Genomic DNA, 23,517 nt, shown 5'->3' with positions numbered 1-23,517 from the left:
TAAGCCCGTTAGGAAGAGCGCTCCGCGCGCAGCAGCTCGTCGAAGCGGTAGGTGCCGGTGACGGCAGTGTCATCGTCAAGAAGGTACAGGCGCTTGACGGAGACGACGATGGCCTCGGCGATGTCATCGCGGCGATCTGGGTTGGCCAGAATAGTCACGTCCTTGGGGCTGGTTAGGTAGCCCAGCACGACCTGCACCACCGGCATCTGGGTCAGGCGCAGCAGCGCCCAGGTGCGGCCGTGGTTGCGGCAGTTGCCCAGCTCGGTGCGGGCAACGATCTCTCGCTGGATGAAGCCGGAGAGCGTTTCACCAATGAGCGAGGAGTTACCGGACTCAGAACCGAAGTAGAAGGTGGCTACGCCATTGGCCTTCTCTGTGGGGTACTCGTCGCAGGCGAGCGAAATGACCAAGTCAGCGCCAAAGGCATTGGCAATGTCGGCGCGATCATGAATAGAGGGATCATCGGTACGCGGGCGGGAGATGATGGTCTCCATGCCGGCGGCAATCATGCGGCCAGCAACTCGCTCGGCCAAATCCCAGAGGATCTCTTCCTCAGTGATGTCACCAAAGCGGCCCTTGACCGTACGGCCCTTGTTGAAACCGCCCAGGCTGGGATCGATGACAACGCGCTTGCCGGCCAATTGGGGCCCTGCGTTGCGGACGCGCTCGCGCTCTTGGATGTTGTGCGCTGATCCGCCGGTGATGCGCCGACCCAGTAGGTTGAGCGCGTTGATGGTCTCCGGGCCACAAATTCCGTCACTGCGCAGTCCAGAGTTCAATTGGTATTCCGCCAGCGCTGCATAGGTGCGGGCACCGAAATTGCCGTCGATGCGCTCCTGGTAGAAGCCGAGCTCCTGGAGCTGTTGCTGCAACTGGGAGACATCGTCGCCCACCTGCACGTTGCCAGGCTCATAGGCCAGCACGCGCGCACCCAAGGTGTAGGAGGCTTGGCGCAGTTCACGCAAAGTGAGTTCATCGATATCGCCGCTGGGCACAATGCCGCGTGATTGCTGGAAGGCCTTAAGTACTTCCGCTAGCTCGCTATCAAAGTGCTTATCGGCTTCGGAGTACTTTTGCTTCTTCCAGTCGGACAACGTCCCCTGGTAGTCAGTCATCAGGCCGAGGCGGGCAAGGGTTGCGCGTGCTTCGGCGACCCGAACGCTCTGGTCACCTACACGTAAAACGCGGTTCACACCTACCCCTTTCGTGATCAAGGAGGCGCACTACAGTGCGCCAACAACGAGTTAAAGAATACCAGTTAGAGCTGTTTCTTTACCTGCGCCACGATGTCGGCCTTGGAACGCAAGCCAACGAACTCATCGACCTTCTCGCCGTCCTTGAAAATCAGCACAGATGGGATGGACATGATCTGGAACATGGCACCCAAAGTGCGTTCTTCATCCACGTTGACCTTGACTACGGAGACGTCCTCACCGAGTTCTTCGGCGACCTCCTCAAGGATCGGGGACAGCTTCTTACACGGACCACACCATTCGGCCCAGAAGTCCACGACGACTGGCTTGCCTGCCTCTACGACGTCAGCGCGGAAGGAATCAGTAGTGACGTTTTTAATGTTGCTCATGTGATTACTAACGGTTCTCAGCCAGGAAATGTTCCGCATCAATGGCCGCGCGGCAGCCGGAGCCCGCAGCGGTGATGGCCTGCTGGTAGTGGTCATCCACCAAGTCACCACAGGCAAAGACACCTGGCAGCGAGGTCTTAGTGGAGGGCTGCTGTACCACCACGTAGCCAGCCTCATCGGTCTCTACCTGGCCGTTGAGGAAGCCGGAGCGCGGGTCGTGGCCAATGGCTACGAACATGGCGGTCAAATCCAGTTCGCTGGTCTCACCGGTCAGCACGTTCTTGACTTCGAGGGCACCGACCTTGCCGTCCTTCTCCAGGACGCGCTCGACGGTGGTGTCGGTCAGCCACTTGATCTTTGGGTTCTCCTTGGCGCGCTCCAGCATGATCTTGGAGGCGCGGAAGTTCTCCGAGCGGTGAATAATGGTGACGGTCTCGGCGAACTTGGTGAGGAAGGTGGCCTCTTCCATGGCGGAATCGCCACCGCCGACGACGGCGATGTTGTGGTCCTTGAAGAAGAAACCATCGCAGGTGGCACACGCCGACACGCCGCGGCCGGTCAGCTCAGATTCGCCCGGAATACCCAGGTAGCGCGGAGCGGCACCGGTAGCGAGGATGACAGCGCGGGCTTCATAAACCTCGTCGCCCACGTGTAGCTTCTTCACCTCGCCTTCGAGCTCGATGGAATCTACAACTTCCATGCGAAGGTCGGCACCGAAGCGGATGGCTTGAGCGCGCATCTCTTCCATAAGCTCAGGGCCCATGATTCCCTTCTGGAAGCCTGGGTAGTTCTCGACCTCGGTGGTGTTCATGAGTTCGCCACCGTATTCAAAGCCCTCGAAGACGATGGGATTGAGTTCGGCGCGTGCTGCGTAGAGCGCTGCGGTATAGCCGGCAGGGCCGGAGCCGACGATGGCGACATCGTGGATAGTCACTAAAAACTCCCTTGAAACGATTCTTTTTAAGTAAGACTCAGATTCTACTCGCCCTCAGTCTATCGCCGCACGCAACACTTGCCGAGCTCGAGCTCGCCGTGACTTCACCGTGCCAGGTGCCACGCCTTGCACCTTAGCCACCGTATCGATGGGATAACCTGCAACGTCGGTGAGGTAGAGCGCCTCGCGCTGGTCTTGGCGCAAGGTTTCCATCGCTTGGGCCACCGTGATGCGTTCCGCCAGGTTTTCGCTGGGGTTGTGCGCGAGCGCATAGTTGCGGTCATCCTCAATGATCTCTGCATCGAGGGAGGCGTTTTCCCGGTTGGAGCGATGGTTGAGGAAGTCATAGCCGGAGTTCATTACCAGCCGGTGCAGCCACGTGCTCAGGGTGGCATCGTGCCGGTAGGAGGCCATGTTGCAGCTGGCCTTGAGCAGGGCCTCCTGCACAATGTCCTGCGCATCATCATCGTTGCGCGTATAGCGTCGCGCCATGGCGGTCAGGCGCGCGCGGTGCTTTTCGACGATTGCCGAAAAGGCCTTGGTATCTCCACCAATGAAGGCGTCGACGAGTTCACGATCGGTCGGCTGTGCTGACACTAAGAATCCCCCCGGAAACTTGAGCAATGACACGTGGGTCAACACAGTCCCCGGCCGAAGCCGATGGTTTGTGATTGTCCCCCCGTTGATGTGGTTGCGAGTTTACGGGAAGATTCTGCTATCCGCTACGCGAAGCGTCTCATGTGCCGCGTTTAATGTGCCGTGCTTACTGCACGGCACGGACACGGTACGCACGACGCAGTGCATCCTGGCATTCCAGCAGCACGCGGCGCAGCGCGCGCGGACGATCTTTGCTCAGGAATTCGCTGGTGGCGGCGTCGGCCATCGCGAGATCTGGGTAAAGACCGCGCACGAGGCGGTTGGCAATCTCGATGGGATGCTCCGTCCAGAGCTTCGCCAGAGAATCGAAATACTCCTGGGCAAAGGCTTCGGTGAGGTGGGCTGAGCGCGGTGCGTTGAACGCTGCGAGCAGGGAATCCACCTCCGCGTTGGAGTACGTGCCCGGCGTGCGCACGAGGTCAAAGACTTCGCGCTTGAGCTCGGCAGATGGGAAGGCGTGGGAGGCGCCTAGGTAGGCGGCGGCACCGGTGAGCGTGTTATCGCGCTCCTTCTCAGCCTCCAGCTCCTCGATGCTGATGGCATCGCGGGCGGCCAAGGCGCGGAGGATGGCCCAGCGAATATCCGGGTCGAGGGCGAGGCCGTCGAGGGATCCGTCGTAAAGCGCACGCAGGCGCTGCGTGCCGGATTCCTCCGGGGTGGCCGCGAGCGCCTGAATGGCGGCTCGGGCGAAGGTGAGCTGCGCGTCGGAACCAGCCGGGGCGTCTTGCAGCACCTCCCACAGCCGCTCGGCATAATCGGAGCGAATCTCCTCGCGTTCTTCCTGGCTAACGAAGTGGTCGATGGCATAGCGGGCATTGGCAAAGGCCGTGGTCAGAAGCGTCGGGTTGGACTCCGCCGGAGCGTGCTTCAGCACGGTGTCGAGGTAGGAGCGCACCGGCCACTCGCCATCGCGGGTGAGGTTCCACAGGGAGGTCCAGATGACCGCTCGGGAGAGCTCATCCGGAACTTCAGACAAGCGCGCGCGAATGGTCTTCAAGGAGGTCTCATCGAAGCGGACCTTGGCGTAGGTGTGGTCGCCGTCGTTCAGCAGCAACAACGCCGGTGCCTGAAGCCCAGAAGCCTCGTCGAGGATAGTGCGCTCGCCCTCCAGATCGACGTCGAGGGTGGCGTACTTCTTCAGGGAGTTATCGAACAGCGCCACGTTGAGGCGGTGCGGGCGCGTGGTGTCCTCCGCCTCGACAGCGATAGCTAACTCGTGAATCCTATCGCCGTCCGCGTGTAACTCCGGGGTCAGCGTATCCGGGCCCCACGTGCGCAGCCAGGCTGTGGACCAAGCGTCGAGGTCGCGGTCGGTGTGCTTCTTCAGGGCCTTAAGGAGATCCTCGAAGGTGGCGGCAGCAAAGGCGTGCTCCTGGAAGTAGTCACGCGCGCCGGCATAGAAATTCTCCCGGCCCACGTAGTGCACCAGCTGTTTGAGCACCGCAGCACCCTTGGCATACGTAATGCCGTCGAAGTTCTGACGCGCGGCATCCACGTCCGGGATCTCGGCCTTGATCGGGTGCGTGGTGGGCAGCTGATCCTGCAGGTAGGCCCAGTTCTTGCGCTGGCCGGCAAAGTTGACCCACGCCTCGGTGTACTCGGTGGCGTGCACCGAGGAATCCGCGCCCATGAACTCCGCGAAGGACTCCTTGAGCCACAGGTCATCCCACCACTGCGGGGTGACTAGGTCACCGAACCACATGTGCGACATCTCGTGCAGGATCGTATTCGTGCGCCCGGCATGCTGCGCGCGGGTGGCGGCGGAACGGAAGAGGTAATGCTCCGTAAAGGTTACGAGGCCGGGGTTCTCCATGGCACCCAGGTTGTACTCCGGAACGAAGATGGAATCATACTTGCCCCACGGGTAGGGATAGCCAAAGTTGTTGTGGAAGAAGTCCATGCCTTGTGCGGTGACCTGCAGGATTTCATCATCCAGGTACTCCGCCATGGAGGCGCGGGCGAAGGCGCGCAGTTCCACGCTGAGGGATCCATCGGGTGCGGTCCAGGTGCTGTGCTTTTCGACGTACGGCCCCGCCGAAAACGCCGTCAAGTACGTCGACAGCAGCGGGGTCGGGGCAAAGTGCGCTACTTCCCCACCCTCGGTCTTCTCGCGGCTGACCTCCGGTTGGTTACTGAGCAGCTGCCAGCCTTCCGGGCCGGTGAGGTGCACCTCGTAGCTGGCCTTGAGGTCCGGTTGGTCAAAGCAGGGGAAGATGCGGCGGGCATCAGATGGCTCGAGGTGCGAGTAGAGGTAGGTGGTGTCATCGGCCTGGTCGTGCATGCGGTGCAGACCCTGGCCAGTGCGGGAGTAATAGGAGGAGCCGGTGATCTCCACGGTGAGCTCCTCCCCCACTGGAAGGTTGCTCAGGTAAACCCGTCCGCCGTCGAAGGTGTTCTCCACCTCCTCGCCGTTGACGTGCACTGTATGCACGGCCTTGCCCAAGTAATCCACGAAGGTCTCGTGCTCGGTGGTGGTGAACGTAATGCGCGAGGTGACCTCGTAAGAGTCGGCGTCGGTTGGCGCACTCGTGACGTCGAGGTGCAGCTCGTAGGTGCTCAAACGCAGCGCGGCGCTGCGGGCGGAAGCTTCTGCATGGGTGAGGTTTGCGGTAGTCATGCGCTACATCTTAAACCTCGCTGCGGTGTGTATCACAGGGTGGTCATGAAAGAATCCACCGCGTGTTGGGGCCGCGCTGTGGGCCATCAGGATCGATGCGCGCTTGGCCTATAGTTCTTAGGTGGCGCAGTATTCCTGTGACAATTGCCCGGTCTACTCCCAGTTCTTCGGCGACTTTACGCGTATTCAGCGCAGCTCCTTCTTTGAGTTGAGCCAGGATCCAATCCTGAACGGACGTTGCTGCAATGTGTCCCTCTATGTGAAGCCCCATCAGTGATCGTGCCTTGGTGGTAAGTATCCACTCTCGCGTTTCACGTAGTTGTTCTACGAAACCGAGGCTCTCATACCACCGTAGGGTGTCTGCAGCCTGATCTTCGCTGACTTGCATGAGTTGGGCAGCAGTGTGACACAGCAGGATCTGGTTGTCCATAAGGTGACGGGCAATGATGAGACCATTGACGCTGTCGAAAGGCTCAGCGCCGAAAGCACCTTTGAGTTCGGTCAAGGACTTAACGAACGCGGTGTCAACGCGCCCAGAGGACAAAGTAACTTCGACGAAGGATTCCTCGGCGCGAAGTTCCGGAATATGGCGACCACTCGACAGCATGGATGCCCACATGCGGTCGAATCCACGGGAGGATTCCTCTGCTAACCCCAGCATCCTTAACGCCGTCATAAGGCGGGGATTTCGGGGAATTGATTGTGTTGTGAGAACCCGATCGCGTTGTACACCTGTGGGAAGACCACCGGGAGACCATACAGAGAAGGCTATGGGAGATTGGTCGATGACTACTGCAGCCGATGCGTCCCAGTCGCGATGGGCTAAGGCATTAGAGACAAGCTCGTCGACAGCGGTGTCTGGGAAAGCCTTGATCGATACTTCTTGACCCGTGGCAAGGGCGATCCGCTCCACTTCTTGCTGGGCATTGACTCGAATTAGCTCTTTCAACCGCAAGTATGTGGTGATGAGGGGCGCAGAGATTTCTGTTGTTCTCGGCTCACCGCCAGGGACAAGACGGAGGAGGTGCCGAACTGTAACCTGCTGGGATACCGGAGGCATGAAAAGGATTTCGGCCGCGTATGTGGGCTTTAGTGAGCCATCCAGCAGTCCTAATTCTCCCAAGAGTTCGCGGGCCGTCGCGGGAACAGGCTCCTGGGAACCGGACATTGCCCTCGCTTGGGCTAGGAGGTGTCGGGCCTGATCGACGGCCGTCATATCGAGTTCCTCAAGCCCTCGCCGGGAGGGGTGAGCAGTGTAATCCGGGTTGGCGCGTTCAAAGAAGAGTGCGCGGCGTTGATGCTCGGTGAGTGGTACGCAGCGAGTGTCAACTCGCTTGCTCGCCTGTCCCTTTGGGCGTTGATACAGCGTGATGCCACGGGGAACGCGTAAGACGATGAGCCGGGCTCCGCACCACTCCAGCTCCTCTGCTTCGATGTGGATGTTGGGCTGTGTTCCTTCAAAGATCTTTCTTATGAGCCAGTCCAATTCCCGTTGGGTGCCTGTAAATGCCTCTGGTCCAGATTTCTTGTCTGCGACTCCAAGCACAATGAAAGCGTTCCCGTTATCGGCATTGGAAAAGCACACGGCTTCATCGATGAGGAATTCAACAAGGGACGCGTCTGGATTGCGATTTCGAGGGTGGACGGCGGGATCCTCTTTAAAATCGAGAATTTCGGATTCCAGGCTATCGGCGGTTGCGCCGGCTTCAATCGAGCGCAGTGCCTGGATGATGAATTCGAGTTCGTCCTCTCTCATGGTCCCGTAGTGTAGCAGAGTTGTTTCAAACAACTCCGCAACAACTAATAAACAACTATTGGCTAATATGGCAGCTTCTGACTCAGAATTAATCTAGAACATGCAGTCCAGAGCGTTGTTCAAGTTGTTTGGGAGTTGTTTCAGAGTTGTTTATTACTCGGTTTTGGGCCTTTAGTTGTTAAAAAGTTGTTGCCCGCAGTACCGGAATGGGCACTACGGGCAACAACTTAGAACTACTTCCTACGGCGAGGTTTCGCGCTTGATGGCTTACTGCTTGATGGCAGAGACCTCGAGCTCAATCTTGATCTCCTCGGAGACCAGCACGCCGCCGGTCTTCAGCGGAGCGTTGAAGTCGATGTCGAAGTCGAGGCGGTTAATGGAGGTCTTAGCCGCGAAGCCCAGGCGGGTGTTACCGAAGGGATCCTCGGCCACGCCCGTCTCCTCTACCTTGAAGTCAACGGACTTGGTGGTGCCCTTGATGGTGAGGTCACCGGTGACCATGCCCTCGCCTGCCTCGTTCACGTCGAACTTGGTTGCGGTGAAGGTCATCTCCGGGAACTTCTCAACGTCGAAAAAGTCCTCGTTCTTCACGTGCGCATCGCGGTCGGCGTTGTTGGTATCGATGGACGCGGTCTTCACCGTGGCGGTAGCTGCGGACTCGTTAATGTTCTCTCCCACCTTCAGGGTGCCCTCGAACTCGGTGAAGTTGCCACGCACCTTGGTGATCATGGCGTGGCGGGCGACGAAGCCGATGGTGGTGTGTGCTGCGTCCAGTGTGTAGGTTCCTGCGGTGATAGTCATGGGTTCCTCGTTTCTTCTAGGTTTCTCTAGATTGTTGATGTGACAACAATAATTATACGCTCCGTGTCTGATCTGTAAAGGGAAGAAATCGCAAGAACAATAAAGCCCCAGACCTAGAACCCGAAACCTGCAGGTGGGCGTCGTCAAGCGCGTGGTGCGTCTGAGTCAGCGAGCAGGGAGTTTCGGGATCGAGGTCTGGGGGAATGCGTGAGGTGGTGGGTTAGTTAGTCGGGATACCCACCAGGGTGGCCTCCTTCAGTGTGACGGAGCCGGACTTGGGCATGTCGGTGAAAACGATGAGGGCGCCGTCGAAGGCCACGGGCTTCTCCTTGAGCTCGATGTCTTGGCGTGCGCTCGTCAAGGTGCCGTGTGCGAGCTCGGTCAGCTTGCCGGAGTCAGGATCCGTGGGGTCAAAATCCTTGGTATTAACGCCATAGACCTCGTACTTGGCGCCCGTGGACTTGCTCTGCTGAAGCGGTAGCGCGCGGAGTTGCGTGGGCTTGTCAACGCTGAGCAGGAGTCCAGTGTCTGCCTTTTTCGTGGACCATGAACCAGATACTTCCTTGCCCTCCGGAACGGAGGTGGTCTTTACGTCTTTCAGGATCACCGGCGGCACGTTGGGGAAGGTCGTTTCCGTCGTGGATTCGCTCTTCGTCACCACGGGGGAAGTTTTCTCATTACCTACCTGGGAGAGAATCCACACGCTGAGTGCGGCCATCGCCACGACGAAGAGGGTAGCCAGCACACCGAGCACGATGATCCCGGAGCCAGAATAACCGCGGCCGCCGAAGCCCGGTGCAGGGCTCGGGTCCTCCTTGCGCGGGGTCTCCTCCACCGGTACCTGGAGGGTTTCCTCGCCGTCCTCGCCGTCGCCGGCGAAGACCGCCAAGCGGTGGGCGATGTCCTCGAGATCGGAGTCCTGGCCCTCTTCGGCGTCGGCAGCGATCTCCTGTAGCACCTCCGGTGTTGGGCTAGTGGAGTCCACCAGGAGAGAGATTGCGGAGGCCAACGCCGAGCGGTCAGTTTCCTCATCGTTGCTGTGCAGCACCGCGGGGAAGGCCAGCGTGGCAATACCTTCGGTAGAGATGCGGATGCGGTTGCGGTTTTCAATGCCCAGCACGAGGTCCGCCGCATGGGCCGCGGCTGTGGTGCGCACCAGCGGTACCAAGGCGTGGGCCACGGCGCGCGGATCGAGGTCCTCATCCTCCGACACTGTCTTCAACGAGGTGCCCTCTACCCAGTCCGCCACGACGAGGCAGCCCTGGCGGTAGGACAGGATATCGATGTTCTCCGCCACGGCATCCAGTTCCATCTCCGCTAGGCGGCGCGTGGCGCGGGAGACCTCGGCGGAGCGGCGGGCGGCCACGGCCGGGGTCGCCGGCGCCATCGGGGCTTCGCCTGTGGTGTCCACGAAGGTCAGCGACACCACGCGGCCGGTGGCCTGCTCGCGCGCCTTCCAGAAGCGGGTACCCGCGGCAGAGCCATAGTCTTTGAGGAGGCGGAAGCGGCCATCGGAGACCGGCGCACCCGGCACCAGGCGCGGACCACGGACGATACCGGCAGACATCGGCGGCGGCACCGGCGAAGAGTTGAAGGCGTCCACGCTGAAGATGGGCTGGAACTCCAGCTGCTCCGGGGCTTCGACCTCGATAGCTTCTGCATGCTCGATCTTGATGAAGCGGGACATGCCCGGAATGCGCTGCAGCTGGCGGCCCAGGTTGATGACTTCCGGCAGGCCCGAACGCGAGAGCACGATGCCGGTCACGATCACGAAGACCAGGCCCACGACGGCGAGCTTGAGCAGGTACACAAACGGCGGAACCTCGGCCGGGAGCACGAAGTTGATGCCGTAGTTGAAGGCGTAAGCAACGACTAGGCCAACGATGGAGGCCAGCACCGACCACACGGTGGTCGCGATAACCGCGCGGCCGCCCAGGCTACCCAGCTTGCGCTTGAGCAGGAAGCCGCCGATCACCGCGCCGGCCACGAAGCCGAAGCCGTTGGCAGTACCCAGCAGGATGACCACGCGCTCCGGGGAGTCCGCAACGTGTGGGGCCAACAGGGAGAGCACCACCTTGGTCAGCGTGATGCCGGCGATGATGAAGGTGGGTGTCCACGCTTCCTCGCGGGCGTAAAACACGCGCAGGTGCAGCAACACGAGGGCGTAGGGGATGAGGGTAAAGGCGGAGAAGCTCAGTGTGAGGCCGAGCAGCTCGGCCGCGTCGGCGTCGAAGGCTCCGTATTGGAAGAGGCCGCGGGCAATCGGGATACCGAAGCCCGTCATGAAGATGACGATCGGAATCAGGGCGATAAACGTCAGCTTCGTGCCGAGCGTGAGATCCCGAACCACGGCCTTGACGTCACCGTCCGCGGCGTTGCGGGACAGACGCGGCATAATTGCGGTGAGTAGCGTGACGCCGATGACGCCATAGGGCACCTGCAGAAGCAGCCAGGCCTGCTGGTAGGTAAAGGGCGCGCCTTCATCCGCATGCGCCGCCACGCGGGAGGTGATGACGTAACCCAACTGGGAAATCGCCACATAGGCCACAATTGCCATGGCCATCCCACCGAATTGCTTGAGGCGGTCATCCAGGCCCCACAGCGGCTTGAGGTTAATGCCTGCCTTCTTGAGATAAGGGAAGAGGATGAGGCATTGCACGACCACGCCCGCCGTGGTGCCTAGGGCTAGGAGCAGCACGTGCCTGTCCGTGATCGGCGAGGGTGCATCGGGATGCAGACTGCCCGGCACCAGCTGGTAGGCCACGAGCACCGAAATCGAGATGATGTTATTGACCACCGGTGCCCACGCGCCCGGCCCAAAAATATTCTTGGTGTTGAGCACCGCTTGGAAGAGCGCGAAGAGTCCGTAGAAGAAGATCTGTGGCAGCAGCAAGTAGGCAAAGGAGGTCGCCTGCACGGCATTGACCTCGCCGTCTTCCGGCAACATCATGCGCGTTAACTGCGGGGCAAAAATACAGGAAAGCACCGTGATCGTGGCCAACAGGGAGAAGGCCAGTGTGAAGAGGCGCCGGACAAAGTCCTCGCCGCGGTCGGCATCTTCCTTTTCCGCGCGCACCAGCACCGGAACCACGAGTGAGGTCAGCACCGCACCCAGCACAATCTCCGTGATGAGGTTGGGCAGCTGGTTCGCCGTGGTAAAGGCGGAGGAAATCGCTGGGCCAAGCGACGAGCCGATGAGCACGTTGCGAATGAATCCCGTGATGCGGGAAATCAACGTGGCGATAGCCATGGAACCGGTGGCGCGGACGACGGCGCCGTCGGAGTTCTTTTCGCCGCCGGACTCACTCGGGGCCGAGGCAGACTTGCCCTTCAGTCCCGAACGGTCCTCGAGTTCGTCGTCGACAGCAACGACGCCGCTCGGCGCGCGCTTTTCCGGGACCGGTGCCGGCGGCGAGGGCGTGACAATGCGGCGACGGGCACCAGACATAGGTTCATGTGTCATAGAGAAAACTATCCGTGAGACTTCTTTTTCTTCCGCTTACCCAGACGGAACAGGGCAGCTAGGACGAGGGCGAGCGCGGCGATCGCGCCGACTCCATAGACGCTAACGATACCGGCACGCGTCTGCACCGTGATGTCGATGGGATCCGAAATGAGGTGCTCAGATGGTGTTGCAAGCCACAGGCGCAGCGACGTCTGGTCAGCGTTGCTAGGCAGGTCAGCGGTCATGGACACGGTAATGGATCCCTTGGCCGGGATGTGAATCATGTTCTGCGTGTTCAACGTGGCGCCGTCGGGGGCGTCATAAGCCAGGTGTGCGTCGACAGGCAGTGGCAGGCCGTTTTCCGCCACGATGAGCAGCGGCGATGACTCTGAGACGCGGGTATACACGTTGCCCGGTGGGATGAGGGATACGGAGGCGCGCAGCTCGCGAAGCATATCCGCGTTCTTCTCTAGGCGGGAGCGGCTTTGCTTCACCGAAGTCGGAAAGCCGTGCAGGCTGGAGCGGCCGGTCGCGCTGAGCGCCGTGAGCAGATCGTGGCGCAAAGGTGCCGTGAAGTCGTAGCGCGTCATGGCAATACCGGGGTCGTTGACCATGATGGACATCAACTCGTCGGTATAGCGCGCCTGCTGTGTTACCTGTGTGATCTCGGCGTCGTGAAAGGCTGAAGGGTCCGGGTAGGGGCTGCCGGGACTCCCACTGCCCTCCTCCACCTCTAGCGCGGTAACGGGGCGGGGTTCGAGGCGCCCAGAATCGAGGAGCCGCTGCGCTGCTTCCATCACCGCACGTGCGGCGGCAGGGTCCTGGTAATTCGGCAGCTTGGCCACGGTCTCCTCTTGTGCAGACGCCACGCTTATCGACGCCCCCGCCGTCAGTGCCCTCGCCTGTTCCGAATCGATCGAAAAGTCGTAGCGCAGCTCCGGGTTGGAGTACCCGGTGGTCTGCGGCTTCGATCCGGTTTGGGCCAAGAGTGCGCCGAGGGAGGCATCAAAGGTGGCGGCCTTGCCTACCCACTCGGAATTATCCGCCACCAACAGCGGAACGGACATCGCATGCTCGCTCGTCCCAGAGGCCGGCGCGGTGAGCTGCGTGCTGAGCGGGGCGCCGAGGATGCGCTCGATGGTGTCTGTGCCTTGCTCTACGGCCTCGTGGGTGAGCCACTCATTGCCCACTTTGGCCACGGCATCGGTGTCTGCGTTGGCCCACGGCATGAGCATGCGGCAGTCGACCTGTTTGAGCTTCTGCAGCCATGCGGCGGCGTCCCGGGAACCCGCGCCGGGCGTGCCGCGATCGGAATCGGCGCTGTTAAACCAGGAATCACGCAGGCGAGTGGGGTGTTTGGCGGTAGAGGGGCGCGTCTCGTTGACGGTGTAGCCGGCGGACATGCGGTCGGCGGCGTCAACAAGCGCGGGGTCCAAAGCCATGCAGCCGGAACCGCGCAGATCATGCTGCAGGTAGGCGTCGAGCAGTTGATCGAGCCGCCCACCCGGGGAGAGCTGTTCCGCCAGCTGCTCGCTTTCTAAGATGAGCTCCTCGCCACCGGTATCCCCCGGCACCACGTCTACCTCGGCGGTGACAGGATAGACCAGCGAAAAGGAATGCTCGCTCTCGTCTTCGGGAGCCGATTCTTCTCCTTGGAAATCCAGGATTGTCCGCTCCTCCGCGAAACTGGCCGCCTGGCCGTCGCGGGTGCCGGTGAGCGTGAACAGGAGCGGGTAGGCGCCAGGTTCCGTGATGGCCAGCGTGGAGTCTTTGCCCAATGCGGTGGGAACCTCCACGGTCAGCTCGCGGCTCTCCCCCGGTTCAAGCTTTCCCGCGCCGAGTGTCGCCCCATAATAAGGAAAGGATCCCGCAGCGAGCTCTTGGCGTGCCTGGGTGGTGGAGTTCACGGCAGTGCTGCGCCGGGAGGTTATCTGCAAATCATCAACGGCGCTCTCGGTTGGGTTATGGATGCGCAATTGTAGCTCGAGCGTCTCCCCTACCCGCGCCTCCGTTGCGCTAAGTAGGCTGAGCTCCAGCTCGTCGGGACCGCGGGAGCCGAGCCAATAGTGGGAGTCAGTAATCCCAGTGTCGGGAGTTTGTGCCTGGGCCACGGGGACGGCGCAGCCCACCGCCAGCGCCGCGATGGCCGCCGCTGCGCGCCACCTCACCGTGGGGTCGCCTTTCCTGCGGCAGCTTCCTTTCGCGCGAGATCCGGGAGGAGGTCGTAGGCAATGCGAGCCAGCTTGCGCTCGTCCGCATAGGCCAAGTGCTCGATGAGCTCGGAGACTGGGATCCAGGACACTTCTGTGACCTCCGGGTCTTCGTCATTCATGATGCCGTCCACAAAACGCAAAAGGTGGTGGTGCACTGTTTTGTGAATGCGCACCCCATCGGAGACGAACCAATAATCAATCATGCCGAGGTCCGCGAAGACCTTACCGTGGATTCCTGTTTCTTCCCAGACCTCGCGCTCAGCGGTGAGCTCTTTGGCTTCGCCATTTTCCACATGCCCCTTCGGCATGGACCACAGCAGGCGCCCGCGGCGGTCCAACCTGCCGATGAGTGCCACATAGATCTGGGACAGGTCCACGTTGCCGTTTTCGTCCACAGCTTCCGCCAATCCGGACACGACAAGTCCGCCGGCGGAGGTCTCATCCCGCGTGGTCATGCGGTTGGTGGACGTGCGCTGGGGGCGTCCCGTGCGGTGGTTCCGGTGGCCCGCGCCCCGCCGGCGGCGGCGTTTGGACCCTGGCGTGTTCTTAGTCATCCCTGCTAATCGTAGTAGACTTCGATCCGTGAATTTTCAGGACACTCAGCTAATCGGCGTTCTTGCCCGCGCTGACGCTACCGTCAGCCGGCTCAGTGGCCTCTTAAGCGGCCTGGTGGAGCGCTTTGCGCTTCACGACGCCCCCCTCTACCTCGTCGGCGGCTCCGTCCGCGATGCCTTACTTGGCCGTTTGGGCAACGATCTCGACTTCACCACTCCGGCTCGGCCCGACGTGGTCTATTCCATTCTTGAAGAGTGGGCGGAGACCGTGTGGGATACCGGCATTGACTTCGGTACGGTCTCGGCGGCTTATAAGGGCCAGCAGATTGAGATCACGACCTTCCGTTCCGATAGTTATGACGGGCAGTCCCGAAACCCCGAGGTCATGTACGGCGATACCCTCGAGGGCGATCTCGTGCGCCGCGATTTCAAGGTCAACGCCATGGCCATCGAGCTGCGCCCGGACGGCACCCGTGAATTCCACGGTCCGATGGGCGGACTCGCGGACCTAGCGAACCGCATCCTCGATACCCCGGATGCGCCGGAGATTTCTTTCCACGATGATCCCCTGCGCATGCTTCGTGCTGCGCGGTTTGCGGCGCAGTTGGAGTTTGACGTCGCCCAGCGCGTGCGCGGCGCCATGATCGACATGGCTGCTGAAATCCAGCGCATCACCGTAGAGCGCGTACAGGTGGAGCTCAATAAGCTCATCTGCGGTGTCGCGCCGTGGAAGGGCATTGACCTGCTCGTTGACTCCGGTATTGCGGATTATATTTTTCCGGAGATCCCGGCGTTGCGCATGGCCCCCGACGAGCACGCGCAGCACAAGGACGTGTACGCGCACTCGCTGACAGTACTGCGCCAGGCCATGGAGCAGGAAGAGGACGGCCCCGACCTGATTCTGCGGTGGGCGGCGCTGCTCCATGACATTGGCAAGCCGGATACCCGCGACACCACCGACGGCAAGGTCACCTTCCACCATCACGAGGTAGTGGGCGCGAAGCTCACCCGCAAGCGCCTGCGCAAGCTGAAGTTCCCCAAGGCTACGACCGAGGACATCGGCCAGCTGGTCTACCTGCACATGCGCTTCCACGGTTTCGGCGATGGCCAGTGGACCGATTCTGCTGTGCGCCGCTACGTCACCGATGCCGGTGATCTACTCCCGCGTCTGCACAAGCTTGTGCGCGCAGACTGCACTACCCGCAATGAGCGCAAGGCCCGCCGCCTCCAACGCACATATGACCAGCTGGAGGAACGCATCGCGGATATCGCGGCCAAGGAAGACTTGGCGCGCGTGCGCCCAGATCTCGATGGCAACGAGATCATGGAGATCCTCGGCCTTGAACCTGGTCCCGAGGTAGGCAAGGCCTGGTCTTATCTCAAGGAGCTGCGCCTCGAGGAAGGCCCGCTGGAGCGCGAGGTTGCTATTGCGAAGCTGCGCGAGTGGTGGAATTCTAGATAGGGATGTACGCAGACAGACTTTTCAACGCCCTCGAGCGCAACGATCCCGCCCCTGGCCAGCTCCTTGTGGCGGCTCCCGACGTCCTCGCGCCCCATTACAATCGCTCCGTCATCCTTATCATCGAGCAGCATGCGGGGCGGACCTATGGTGTGGACCTGACTAAGCGCTCCGAAGTCGCTGTTTTCAATGTCATGCCGGAGTGGCTACCAGTGGTTGCTAAGCCGCAGGCCCTCTACATCGGCGGTCCGCACAATCAGCAGGCGGCCATTGGTGTGGCGCTGACGAAACAGGGCGTGACCATTGAGGAGCAGCCGGCGCTGAGCCGCCTCGCCCCGCGCGTGGCTCTCGTAGATTTGCGGGTCGGTTCGGATGCCGTCACCGAATTAGTAGAGGGTATGCGTCTTTTCGCCGGTCACTTCGAGTGGGGTCCTGGCGAATTGGATGAGGAAATTGACCGCGGTGAGTGGTACGTGGCCCCTGCCCTGCCTCAGGACGTGGTTTCCTCGGGGTCAACGGATACGTGGTCGGATGTCATGCGCAGGCAGGCCATGCCCCTTCCGTTGTTCGCCACTTTCCCGCGCTATATCGATGAAGATAATTAGCGCTCGTCCTTTTCTTCTGCGCTAACATCTCTGCCATGCGTGCGGAGATCATCAAGGCAATACGGACCTGCATGCCCATCGCCGTCGGGGTGGTGCCGTTGGGCCTCGCCTTCGGCGTGCTCATGGTCCAGACCGGTTTTGACTGGTGGTGGACCCCTATCTTTTCCATCATTATTTACGCTGGCTCGATGGAATTCCTCGCCATTTCCATGGTTACCGGCGGCGTGACGCCCGCCGTAGCCGCGCTGACGGGTTTCATGGTCAACTTCCGGCACATCTTCTACGGGCTGACCTTTCCGCGCGATGAGATTTCGAGCCGCCTCGGCCGCGCTTATTCGACGTACGCGCTTACCGACGAATCCTATGCCGTGCTCTTGGCCCTCCCCCGTAACTCGCGTCCAAGTGGCGTGTTTGTTTTTAGCGTGCAGCTGTACTGCCAAGTCCTATGGGTCGGTTCCGGGATCATTGGTGCGGTGGCAGGCCAGGCCATTCCTCCTTCGGTGAAGGGGTTGGAGTTTGCCCTAGTTGCCCTGTTTATTGTGCTCGCGATTGATTCTTTTCAGAACAACAAGGATTACTCCCTTCCCCTGTCAGCGGCGGCCCTGGGAATCCTCGCCAGCTTTCTATTTCCCGGTCAGCTGCTCATGGTGGCGCTGAGTGCCTACTTTGTGGTCTTGGTGGTGCGCTACTTCTCTCCGCGTATCGACAATGCGCTGATTCTGCGGAGGGAGCCGACATGCCAGACGGAGTAACCCTCGGTAGCATTTTCGCCGTTTTGATCCCCGTCGGGATAGTCACCGTCCTCTTGCGTTGGCTGCCCTTCGGGTTCGTCAAAGCGCTTAAAGGAAGCCAGTTCATCAGCATGTTGGGATTCACCATGCCCGTGGGTGTGATGACGGTGCTTGTGGTCTATACCTTGTTTGGTCAGATCCAGGACACGGGAAGCCTAATACCTCCCCTCGTCGGCGCAGCGGTTACCGCAGTATTGCACCTGTGGCGCCGGAACTCGGGCTTGTCCATCTTCGGTGGCACGGCCGTGTACATGGTGTTAGTGAACCTGGTGCTTTAAAAGTCCCCGTACAGGGCGATGGCCTCGGTCCACAGGGAGTGGAACTGGAAGGCGTCGATAAGCTCGGCGTCGATGTCGGGGTACTTGTTGTAGGTATCGGGGTGTGGGACCACGCTCTGTGGGATGTTGGCGTCACCCACTGAGGCGGTTGGCGTGGCGGCACCGACGATGGCGTCATTCGGTGCGAGGGCAATCATGCGCAGCATGGTGCAGGCCTCGCCGTTAATTTCCTCCAGCTCCGCGATGTGAATGGCAGTGCCGACCTCAGGAACAGTCATGGTGGTGCGAACATAAAGCTTTTTCATGTGCTCTCACTCTACCCGCGCATAGCGAGCCGCCATAGACGCGCAGATCATCAACTGCACCTGGTGGTAGATCATGAGCGGGAGGATGAGCAGTCCCAAGGAGGTACCACCGGAGGCAAAAATAACCGAGGCCATGGGAAGGCCTGTGGCCAGGGATTTCTTCGAACCACAGAATTGGATAGTGATGATGTCTTCCCTGCTGAATCCCAACTTTTTACTCACGACCTTGGTCAACCACAGCATGAAGAAAACGAATGCGGTGGAGAACACAATCTGAAAAAGAATTTGCCATATGCTAATCGTCGCCCAGATCCCGTCGATCATTCCTTTCGAAAAGGCCGCATACACCACCATGGCAATGGAGCCACGGTCCACCACTTTCGTGGCCTTGCTCGCTGCGAGTTGTCCTACCCATTTTCTGGTGAGCTGGCCGAGCACGAAAGGTAGGAGCAAAAGGACAGAAATCTCAAGGAAAACTGAGCTATCGATATGGATGCCGTCTCCCGCGCCCATGAGTGCCATGACCAGCAATGGCGTAAGCAGAACTCCAGCGAGGTTTGATGCAGACGCAGAGACGATTGCTCCAGGAACATTTCCTCGGGCGATTGAGGTAAAGGCTACCGATGATTGCACCGTGGACGGTACGAGCGTGAGGTAGAGGATTCCCAAGTAAAGATCGTTTGGAATGAACGCGGTGAGTGGGCGGAGTGCGAGGCCGATGATTGGGTAGACCACGAAGGTAAACACCAGGATGGTGAGATGGAGCTTCCAGTGTTTGATACCGTTGATGGCTTCTCGCGTTGAGAGCCGCGCGCCGTAAAGAAAGAAGAGAAGGGCGATCGCGATATTCGTGAGGACATCGAAGCCGTCTGCAAAGCTTCCGCGTGCGGGAAAAACGATAGCGATTGCGACGGCGAAGAGGATGAGGATGATGAGGGGGTCGAGTCTTTTAAGGCGCTCAATCATAGAAGAGAGTCTAGACGCCCCTCACGGTTTCACGTGAAACATCTTTTCAAGCCCCTGCGTCCCCGGGGATAGCCTCTAGGCGGAGACGTTTTTGATTGTTCCACCGTTGTTTTCTACGCCGTACTCTGTAAGCGGTTTGGGGCTGGGTCCGCCGGTAACTTCACCACTGCTGAGGTCAAAGCTGGAGTAGTGGCTAGTGCAGGTGGCAGTCATGCCTTCAATCTTTGTAATGAGGGAGCCCTGGTGTGGGCAGGTCTGGGAGTATGCCTTGAACTCCCCTTCAGTGGGTTGAGCGAAAATCACCTTGTCCACAATGATGGCTGAGCCGACGGGAATTTCTGTCGCAGCGATCTCTGCGGAAGGCTCCTTGCCGCAAGCGGCGAGGTAAGCCCCGGCAAAAGTGGTGGCGGTACCAAGCAGGAAGAGACGGCGTGAACATGTTGTCATGCTGATTACTCTATCTGATTGATGGAGTGTGTTCTGGAGGATGGTGGGCAGCTAGCTGAGTTTGCCATCCCACACGGGGAGCTCGTCTTCCCTACTGCCGCTGAAATCATAGGCACCGTAGTTTGTGCCGACATCGCTATAGATTGTTCCGGCTATGGTGTGCCCGGTGCGGTTATCGCTAGAAAGCGCATAAGTAGCCCCTGCCCCTAGAATGCTGAGGCTGAGCGCGGCGGCAGCGATGATTCGAAACGTGCGGATGTTTGTAACTTTGTTCATGGGATCCATGGTGCGCCGAAGATCGTGTCTTGTCACGGCACCGCCTCGCTCTCCCATGGTGTTGGTGCACACTTCTCAGTGTTGGTACAGGATAAAGAAAAGGGCTCCGCCAATGGTGGGGGATTCCATGGTTGGCGGAGCAATGTATTTATTTGAATGTGACGAAAAGTGTGTGGTGGTTATTTGTACCGATTGATTACGCCACTGTGCTTTAAAGTAGGTGTTAATTCTTGTCCACGTTATCGGCGCGTGCCGCAGCTGCGCGGGCCGCGGAGACGTCGACAGTCGGCGCTTCTCCCCCGCACCCGCCATCGCCGCAATTGCAGGAATCACCGCAGCCTTCGTCCCCTTTGTGCGCCTGGTTCCACAGGTACGAGGCACGGGCGCCCATGTTTGAACCGATGGATAGCGCGAGGATTGCCACGACGAAGGTGAGCGCGGGGATAAGCCACATCCATCCCTCCGCGCGCAATGCGATGATGCCACCGAATACTAAAGCGACGCCGCCCAAGAACCAGAACGGGCCCGCGACAGCATGGGCATTATCCCAGGCTTCTCTAGATGTGCGGATTTCCGCGAGACGTAAGCCAACGACGCTATTTCCAGGAAGCTTGCGGAGCGTGGCAAGGCCACCGACGACAATAAGTACCGCGGCCAAGATGAGGAAAATGATTCCGACTACGAGCATGCCCCTTAGTCTATCCGGCTTCCTAGCTGGCGAGAAAGCCGGTTCAAATTATTCGCATCCTGCTGTAATATACATTTCGTGTCGCTTGGTAGATATTAATGTACTTATCATCGAGCGAGAAAACCGACATGGTAGCAACCATAGAAAAGACTCAATCATGACATTCAAGAGTGTTCTCAACTCTCTGTTGTTCAAGATTATCGTCGCGATAGTTTTGGGCATCATCGTTAGCCAGTTTGCCCCGGAGTGGTTCGGAAGGGCCTTCGCCACATACAACGGCCTGTTTTCAAACTTCCTTGGCTTCTTCATCCCCGTTCTTATTCTCGCCCTTGTTGCCCCTGCAATTGCAGGCCTTGGACGGGGCGCCGGTAAGTGGCTGGGTATTACTGCAGGCATCGCTTATGGCTCAACTATTGTGGCGGGCCTTGTCGCTTATGGCCTGACCCAGGCCCTCTACCCCACTTTGCTGGGTGGACAAACGCTTAATACGGACGTCGCCGACATTGATGCCGGTGCTCTCGAACCCTACTTCACCGTCGAAATGCCTGCACCTTTTGAGGTGATGACAGCTCTATTGCTGTCCTTCTGTATCGGCGTGGCCATGACCACCGTGAAATCTGACAACCTATACGCGATCACTAAGGAATTCGAGAATGTTGTCATCAAGGTGATCTGGGGATTCGTTATCCCACTTCTGCCGTTCTACATCTTTGGCATGTTCCTTTCCCTAGGTATGAACGGGAATATCGGAACGGTGTTGGTCGCCTTCACGAAGGTTCTTCTGCTTGCAGTCGTTATGACCTTGGTTTACCTTGTGCTCCAGTACGTCATTGCAGGTGCCATTGCAGGTAAGAATCCATTCAGCGCATTGAAGAACATGGCACCGGCCTACTTTACCGCGCTGGGTACTTCTTCTTCTGCGGCTTCGATTCCGGTCACTTTGGACGCCACTTTGAAGAATGGTATTTCCAAGCCCGTAGCCGGCTTTGTCATCCCTCTCTGTGCGACCATTCATCTTTCCGGTTCGATGATAAAGCTGACGCTATACGCTTTCGCGATCGTGTTTATGGCAGATGGTATGGAAGCTGACCTGGGTAAGGCCTTGGGATTCATTCTGTTGCTTGGCATCATGATGATCGCCGCCCCCGGCGTTCCGGGTGGTGCTGTTATGGTCGCGGTCGGCTTGTTGCAGGCCAATATGGGCTTTGATGATTCGATGGTGGCGTTGATGATCGCCGCCTATATTGCAATCGACTCCGTTGGTACTGCAGCAAACGTTACTGGCGACGGCGCCATTGCGATGATCGTCGATCGTTTCGCGCGGGACAAGATTGACGGCCTAGAGGCTGAGTCAGACGCTGCGGCTGCCGACGAGGAGCCCGCAACGGCATAAGTTTCACGTGAAACGCTGGATGTTTCCCCCTCCCTAGCCTGCTTTCCATCCCTGGTCTATACGTCTAGATCGCTAACTCGGACTCTGGCTCTGGGAGGGGGATTTTGTTTATTTTGGCGAAAACTTCGTGGTCTACTGATTGCGCACTTTGCCATCAAAGGCCTCGGTGAAAAAATAAAGCAACTCTTGCGGGAAACCTATAGAACATGTATTCTATAGGTGGGAGTGGGGAACGTAATTGTTCGGCTACTTTAGGGGTGCAGCTACCCGTGGGAACCACAACAAACTCTTCAACGTCAGTACCTACTGCGTACTTTTCTCACTCAAACCCGCACGATCCAGAATGCATGGCGGGCCAACTCATGCGGAGAATAGAGTACGAGTTTTGGTCTAGTGTCCAACCGCCGCTCGATGCCGATTCAGATACTGCCTTTTTGCGTATAGGGCAAAAGGCAGGAAAGTCTCCTGCGCATGTGGCGCGGAATGTCATGGGATTAATCCGTCTCAGTGAGTTGCCGAAAGTAAAGGTTCTGCAAGATGCTGAGTTCTTGCTCGATATGCAAGCCCTGGTCGCTATCGATCAGGTAATGGCAAAACTCGGGAACCCTCTCTCATCGGTGGTCGCCGAAATTGACAGTCAACTTTCGGCGTGGCTAACGCCGACTAAACCGAACCAGGTCTTCCCCAGTGCTGAAAAGATTCGGCGAAAAGTGCGAGACATCGCCAAAGTCTTGGATGATTCAATCGAGTTCCGGGACAAGCGGAAAAAGAATCGCTACTCGCTTCTTACTCGGGGAGAGCGTGCGTCGATTGAGCTTGAGGTGGACAGCAAGGTCGGCGTCGTAATCCACGAGACTATTAAGCTTGCCGCCAAAGAGCATGACGTTTCAATGGCGGATGCCTTGATTCTACTCATTACGGGCAAAATTCAGCCTGAGGCGGGAAAGGTCGTCGTACATGAATACAAAGCTACTGACGTGGAGGGGGCTCCAGTCTACGTTCAGGGACATGGGTGGACCGGCGAGGGGGTTCCAGCGTCGAAAACAGTGACGCGGGACTTTAGTGAAGCTCCAGGACCGTGCGATGGCTATCAGCCTTCTGAATTTACCCGAAAGTATGTCGAGGGGCGCGATGGTACCTGTCGTGCGCCCGGATGTAATCGTCCGGCATGGACATGTCAGCTGGACCACCGGATTAACTATTCCGATGGCGGCCCAACGCATGCATCAAACTTGGTTGCTCTTTGCCAGCATCACCACAACATGAAAACAGATGGACGGGCGTTCTACATCCTGGACCCGGTTACTGGTGACGTTGTGTGGTTGTACGAGGACGGAACTTGGGCCGTAACTGAGGCAACCGGCCCGTTGGCACCAGCCTCGAAGGTGTGGGCCCGGACCATTGCGGAAGATGTGGTTGCGCACCGTCGCAAGATGCACGAAGAGGCGCAAGCTTTGAAAGTTGAGATGGACGGCGGAGAGATGGTCGAAATATTCGACAAGACGGACCCTGCGGAACGCTACTCGAATGGGTACGACGATATCCCCTTCTAAGCACTTAGCCTGCGAAAGCATCGAGAAGCTCACAGAGAATTAAGGAGTCATATGGGGAAGGTGGACTGAGGTTTATTGGCCGTCGCTTATTTCGATACCGATAGGCTCACCGCCTGTGCACTCGGTTAGGGCACGGTTTCACGTGAAACGGCCCCTTCCATCGGGGTGCGCGGTGGCGCGCAGCGTGATGAAAGAGG

General features: G+C 59.1%; 21 protein-coding genes. 6 read left to right on the top strand and 15 right to left on the bottom strand.

Annotation, left to right across the window (positions count from 1 at the left end; all coding sequences use genetic code 11):
- Positions 1 to 8: 8 nt before the first annotated feature.
- The 10 genes from HMPREF2943_RS09015 to HMPREF2943_RS08970 all read right to left on the bottom strand — a co-directional run bounded on the left by HMPREF2943_RS09015 (position 9) and on the right by HMPREF2943_RS08970 (position 14,559).
- Positions 9 to 1,193, bottom strand: a complete 1,185-nt coding sequence (locus tag HMPREF2943_RS09015; RefSeq protein ID WP_070444539.1) for an N-acetylmuramoyl-L-alanine amidase — start codon at positions 1,191 to 1,193, stop codon at positions 9 to 11.
- Positions 1,194 to 1,258: 65 nt separating this feature from the next.
- Entirely contained in the window at positions 1,259 to 1,582 is a 324-nt protein-coding gene (trxA, locus tag HMPREF2943_RS09010) for a thioredoxin (protein WP_070444541.1), read from the bottom strand.
- A gap of 7 nt (positions 1,583 to 1,589) precedes the next feature.
- Positions 1,590 to 2,516, bottom strand: coding sequence for a thioredoxin-disulfide reductase (gene trxB / locus HMPREF2943_RS09005; RefSeq protein ID WP_070711384.1), 927 nt, complete (start codon positions 2,514 to 2,516; stop codon positions 1,590 to 1,592).
- Between the two features lie 54 nt (positions 2,517 to 2,570).
- Positions 2,571 to 3,113 carry a sigma-70 family RNA polymerase sigma factor gene (locus HMPREF2943_RS09000; protein ID WP_010188059.1) on the bottom strand — a complete coding sequence of 181 codons (543 nt, stop codon included), beginning with the start codon at positions 3,111 to 3,113 and terminating at the stop codon, positions 2,571 to 2,573.
- A gap of 166 nt (positions 3,114 to 3,279) precedes the next feature.
- Complete coding sequence (pepN, locus tag HMPREF2943_RS08995; RefSeq protein ID WP_070711383.1) at positions 3,280 to 5,790, bottom strand: aminopeptidase N; 2,511 nt, start codon at positions 5,788 to 5,790, stop codon at positions 3,280 to 3,282.
- A gap of 43 nt (positions 5,791 to 5,833) precedes the next feature.
- The gene (locus tag HMPREF2943_RS08990; protein ID WP_070711382.1) at positions 5,834 to 7,546 is read right to left on the bottom strand and encodes an ATP-binding protein; all 1,713 of its coding nucleotides are present in this window, start codon (positions 7,544 to 7,546) and stop codon (positions 5,834 to 5,836) included.
- 267 nt (positions 7,547 to 7,813) lie between these two features.
- Entirely contained in the window at positions 7,814 to 8,347 is a 534-nt protein-coding gene (locus HMPREF2943_RS08985; protein ID WP_070444547.1) for a YceI family protein, read from the bottom strand.
- 220 nt (positions 8,348 to 8,567) lie between these two features.
- Entirely contained in the window at positions 8,568 to 11,810 is a 3,243-nt protein-coding gene (gene murJ, locus HMPREF2943_RS08980) for a murein biosynthesis integral membrane protein MurJ (RefSeq protein WP_070645158.1), read from the bottom strand.
- Positions 11,811 to 11,818: 8 nt separating this feature from the next.
- Positions 11,819 to 13,960 (bottom strand): hypothetical protein, encoded by a 2,142-nt coding sequence (locus HMPREF2943_RS08975; protein WP_070711381.1) that lies wholly within the window; start codon positions 13,958 to 13,960, stop codon positions 11,819 to 11,821.
- Complete coding sequence (locus HMPREF2943_RS08970) at positions 13,957 to 14,559, bottom strand: NUDIX hydrolase (RefSeq protein ID WP_070711380.1); 603 nt, start codon at positions 14,557 to 14,559, stop codon at positions 13,957 to 13,959. Before HMPREF2943_RS08970 ends, HMPREF2943_RS08975 begins: the two co-directional genes overlap by 4 nt.
- A gap of 28 nt (positions 14,560 to 14,587) precedes the next feature.
- Here HMPREF2943_RS08970 and HMPREF2943_RS08965 point away from each other — a divergent pair, with 28 nt between their 5' ends.
- The 4 genes from HMPREF2943_RS08965 to HMPREF2943_RS08950 are packed head-to-tail and all read left to right on the top strand — an operon-like array spanning position 14,588 to position 17,692.
- Positions 14,588 to 16,021 (top strand): CCA tRNA nucleotidyltransferase, encoded by a 1,434-nt coding sequence (locus HMPREF2943_RS08965; protein WP_070711379.1) that lies wholly within the window; start codon positions 14,588 to 14,590, stop codon positions 16,019 to 16,021.
- A 2-nt stretch (positions 16,022 to 16,023) separates the two neighbouring features.
- On the top strand, positions 16,024 to 16,623 hold the full coding sequence (locus tag HMPREF2943_RS08960; protein ID WP_070711378.1) for a YqgE/AlgH family protein: 600 nt from the start codon (positions 16,024 to 16,026) through the stop codon (positions 16,621 to 16,623).
- 35 nt (positions 16,624 to 16,658) lie between these two features.
- Complete coding sequence (locus tag HMPREF2943_RS08955; protein ID WP_070711377.1) at positions 16,659 to 17,375, top strand: AzlC family ABC transporter permease; 717 nt, start codon at positions 16,659 to 16,661, stop codon at positions 17,373 to 17,375.
- Positions 17,360 to 17,692 carry a branched-chain amino acid transporter permease gene (locus HMPREF2943_RS08950; protein ID WP_070444559.1) on the top strand — a complete coding sequence of 111 codons (333 nt, stop codon included), beginning with the start codon at positions 17,360 to 17,362 and terminating at the stop codon, positions 17,690 to 17,692. The genes HMPREF2943_RS08955 and HMPREF2943_RS08950 overlap by 16 nt, the downstream gene beginning before the upstream one ends.
- On the opposite strand, the gene HMPREF2943_RS08945 is transcribed toward HMPREF2943_RS08950, so the two are convergent.
- The 5 genes from HMPREF2943_RS08945 to HMPREF2943_RS08925 all read right to left on the bottom strand — a co-directional run bounded on the left by HMPREF2943_RS08945 (position 17,689) and on the right by HMPREF2943_RS08925 (position 20,374).
- Positions 17,689 to 17,997 carry a hypothetical protein gene (locus tag HMPREF2943_RS08945; protein ID WP_070711376.1) on the bottom strand — a complete coding sequence of 103 codons (309 nt, stop codon included), beginning with the start codon at positions 17,995 to 17,997 and terminating at the stop codon, positions 17,689 to 17,691. The two genes, HMPREF2943_RS08950 and HMPREF2943_RS08945, sit on opposite strands and share 4 nt — an antisense overlap.
- Positions 17,998 to 18,003: 6 nt before the next feature.
- Positions 18,004 to 18,963 (bottom strand): bile acid:sodium symporter family protein, encoded by a 960-nt coding sequence (locus HMPREF2943_RS08940; RefSeq protein WP_070444563.1) that lies wholly within the window; start codon positions 18,961 to 18,963, stop codon positions 18,004 to 18,006.
- 75 nt (positions 18,964 to 19,038) lie between these two features.
- On the bottom strand, positions 19,039 to 19,410 hold the full coding sequence (locus HMPREF2943_RS08935) for a Rieske (2Fe-2S) protein (protein WP_070645176.1): 372 nt from the start codon (positions 19,408 to 19,410) through the stop codon (positions 19,039 to 19,041).
- Positions 19,411 to 19,461: 51 nt separating this feature from the next.
- Positions 19,462 to 19,686 carry a hypothetical protein gene (locus tag HMPREF2943_RS08930; RefSeq protein WP_070711375.1) on the bottom strand — a complete coding sequence of 75 codons (225 nt, stop codon included), beginning with the start codon at positions 19,684 to 19,686 and terminating at the stop codon, positions 19,462 to 19,464.
- A 223-nt stretch (positions 19,687 to 19,909) separates the two neighbouring features.
- Entirely contained in the window at positions 19,910 to 20,374 is a 465-nt protein-coding gene (locus HMPREF2943_RS08925; protein WP_070444569.1) for an SdpI family protein, read from the bottom strand.
- 157 nt (positions 20,375 to 20,531) lie between these two features.
- Here HMPREF2943_RS08925 and HMPREF2943_RS08920 point away from each other — a divergent pair, with 157 nt between their 5' ends.
- Both HMPREF2943_RS08920 and HMPREF2943_RS08915 read left to right on the top strand, forming a co-directional pair.
- On the top strand, positions 20,532 to 21,767 hold the full coding sequence (locus HMPREF2943_RS08920) for a dicarboxylate/amino acid:cation symporter (RefSeq protein WP_070711374.1): 1,236 nt from the start codon (positions 20,532 to 20,534) through the stop codon (positions 21,765 to 21,767).
- Between the two features lie 347 nt (positions 21,768 to 22,114).
- On the top strand, positions 22,115 to 23,320 hold the full coding sequence (locus HMPREF2943_RS08915) for an HNH endonuclease signature motif containing protein (protein WP_246817300.1): 1,206 nt from the start codon (positions 22,115 to 22,117) through the stop codon (positions 23,318 to 23,320).
- Positions 23,321 to 23,517 lie beyond the last annotated feature (197 nt).

The organism is Corynebacterium sp. HMSC072D12, from assembly GCF_001813925.1.
GTDB classification, from domain to species: Bacteria; Actinomycetota; Actinomycetes; order Mycobacteriales; family Mycobacteriaceae; genus Corynebacterium; species Corynebacterium aurimucosum.
Note: the sequence above shows the minus strand (reverse complement) of the source record. Positions and strands in the feature narration are given on the sequence as shown.

Excerpts from the sequence above, each read along its gene's own strand:
- trxA (WP_070444541.1), bottom strand. The coding sequence starts at position 1,582 with ATGAGCAACATTAAAAACGTCACTACTGATTCCTTCCGCGCTGACGTC.
- pepN (WP_070711383.1), bottom strand. The coding sequence starts at position 5,790 with ATGACTACCGCAAACCTCACCCATGCAGAAGCTTCCGCCCGCAGCGCC.
- HMPREF2943_RS08990 (WP_070711382.1), bottom strand. The coding sequence starts at position 7,546 with ATGAGAGAGGACGAACTCGAATTCATCATCCAGGCACTGCGCTCGATT.
- HMPREF2943_RS08985 (WP_070444547.1), bottom strand. The coding sequence starts at position 8,347 with ATGACTATCACCGCAGGAACCTACACACTGGACGCAGCACACACCACC.
- murJ (WP_070645158.1), bottom strand. The coding sequence starts at position 11,810 with ATGACACATGAACCTATGTCTGGTGCCCGTCGCCGCATTGTCACGCCC.
- HMPREF2943_RS08970 (WP_070711380.1), bottom strand. The coding sequence starts at position 14,559 with ATGACTAAGAACACGCCAGGGTCCAAACGCCGCCGCCGGCGGGGCGCG.
- HMPREF2943_RS08960 (WP_070711378.1), top strand. The coding sequence starts at position 16,024 with ATGTACGCAGACAGACTTTTCAACGCCCTCGAGCGCAACGATCCCGCC.
- HMPREF2943_RS08955 (WP_070711377.1), top strand. The coding sequence starts at position 16,659 with ATGCGTGCGGAGATCATCAAGGCAATACGGACCTGCATGCCCATCGCC.
- HMPREF2943_RS08950 (WP_070444559.1), top strand. The coding sequence starts at position 17,360 with ATGCCAGACGGAGTAACCCTCGGTAGCATTTTCGCCGTTTTGATCCCC.
- HMPREF2943_RS08945 (WP_070711376.1), bottom strand. The coding sequence starts at position 17,997 with ATGAAAAAGCTTTATGTTCGCACCACCATGACTGTTCCTGAGGTCGGC.
- HMPREF2943_RS08940 (WP_070444563.1), bottom strand. The coding sequence starts at position 18,963 with ATGATTGAGCGCCTTAAAAGACTCGACCCCCTCATCATCCTCATCCTC.
- HMPREF2943_RS08935 (WP_070645176.1), bottom strand. The coding sequence starts at position 19,410 with ATGACAACATGTTCACGCCGTCTCTTCCTGCTTGGTACCGCCACCACT.
- HMPREF2943_RS08930 (WP_070711375.1), bottom strand. The coding sequence starts at position 19,686 with ATGAACAAAGTTACAAACATCCGCACGTTTCGAATCATCGCTGCCGCC.
- HMPREF2943_RS08925 (WP_070444569.1), bottom strand. The coding sequence starts at position 20,374 with ATGCTCGTAGTCGGAATCATTTTCCTCATCTTGGCCGCGGTACTTATT.
- HMPREF2943_RS08920 (WP_070711374.1), top strand. The coding sequence starts at position 20,532 with ATGACATTCAAGAGTGTTCTCAACTCTCTGTTGTTCAAGATTATCGTC.
- HMPREF2943_RS08915 (WP_246817300.1), top strand. The coding sequence starts at position 22,115 with ATGGCGGGCCAACTCATGCGGAGAATAGAGTACGAGTTTTGGTCTAGT.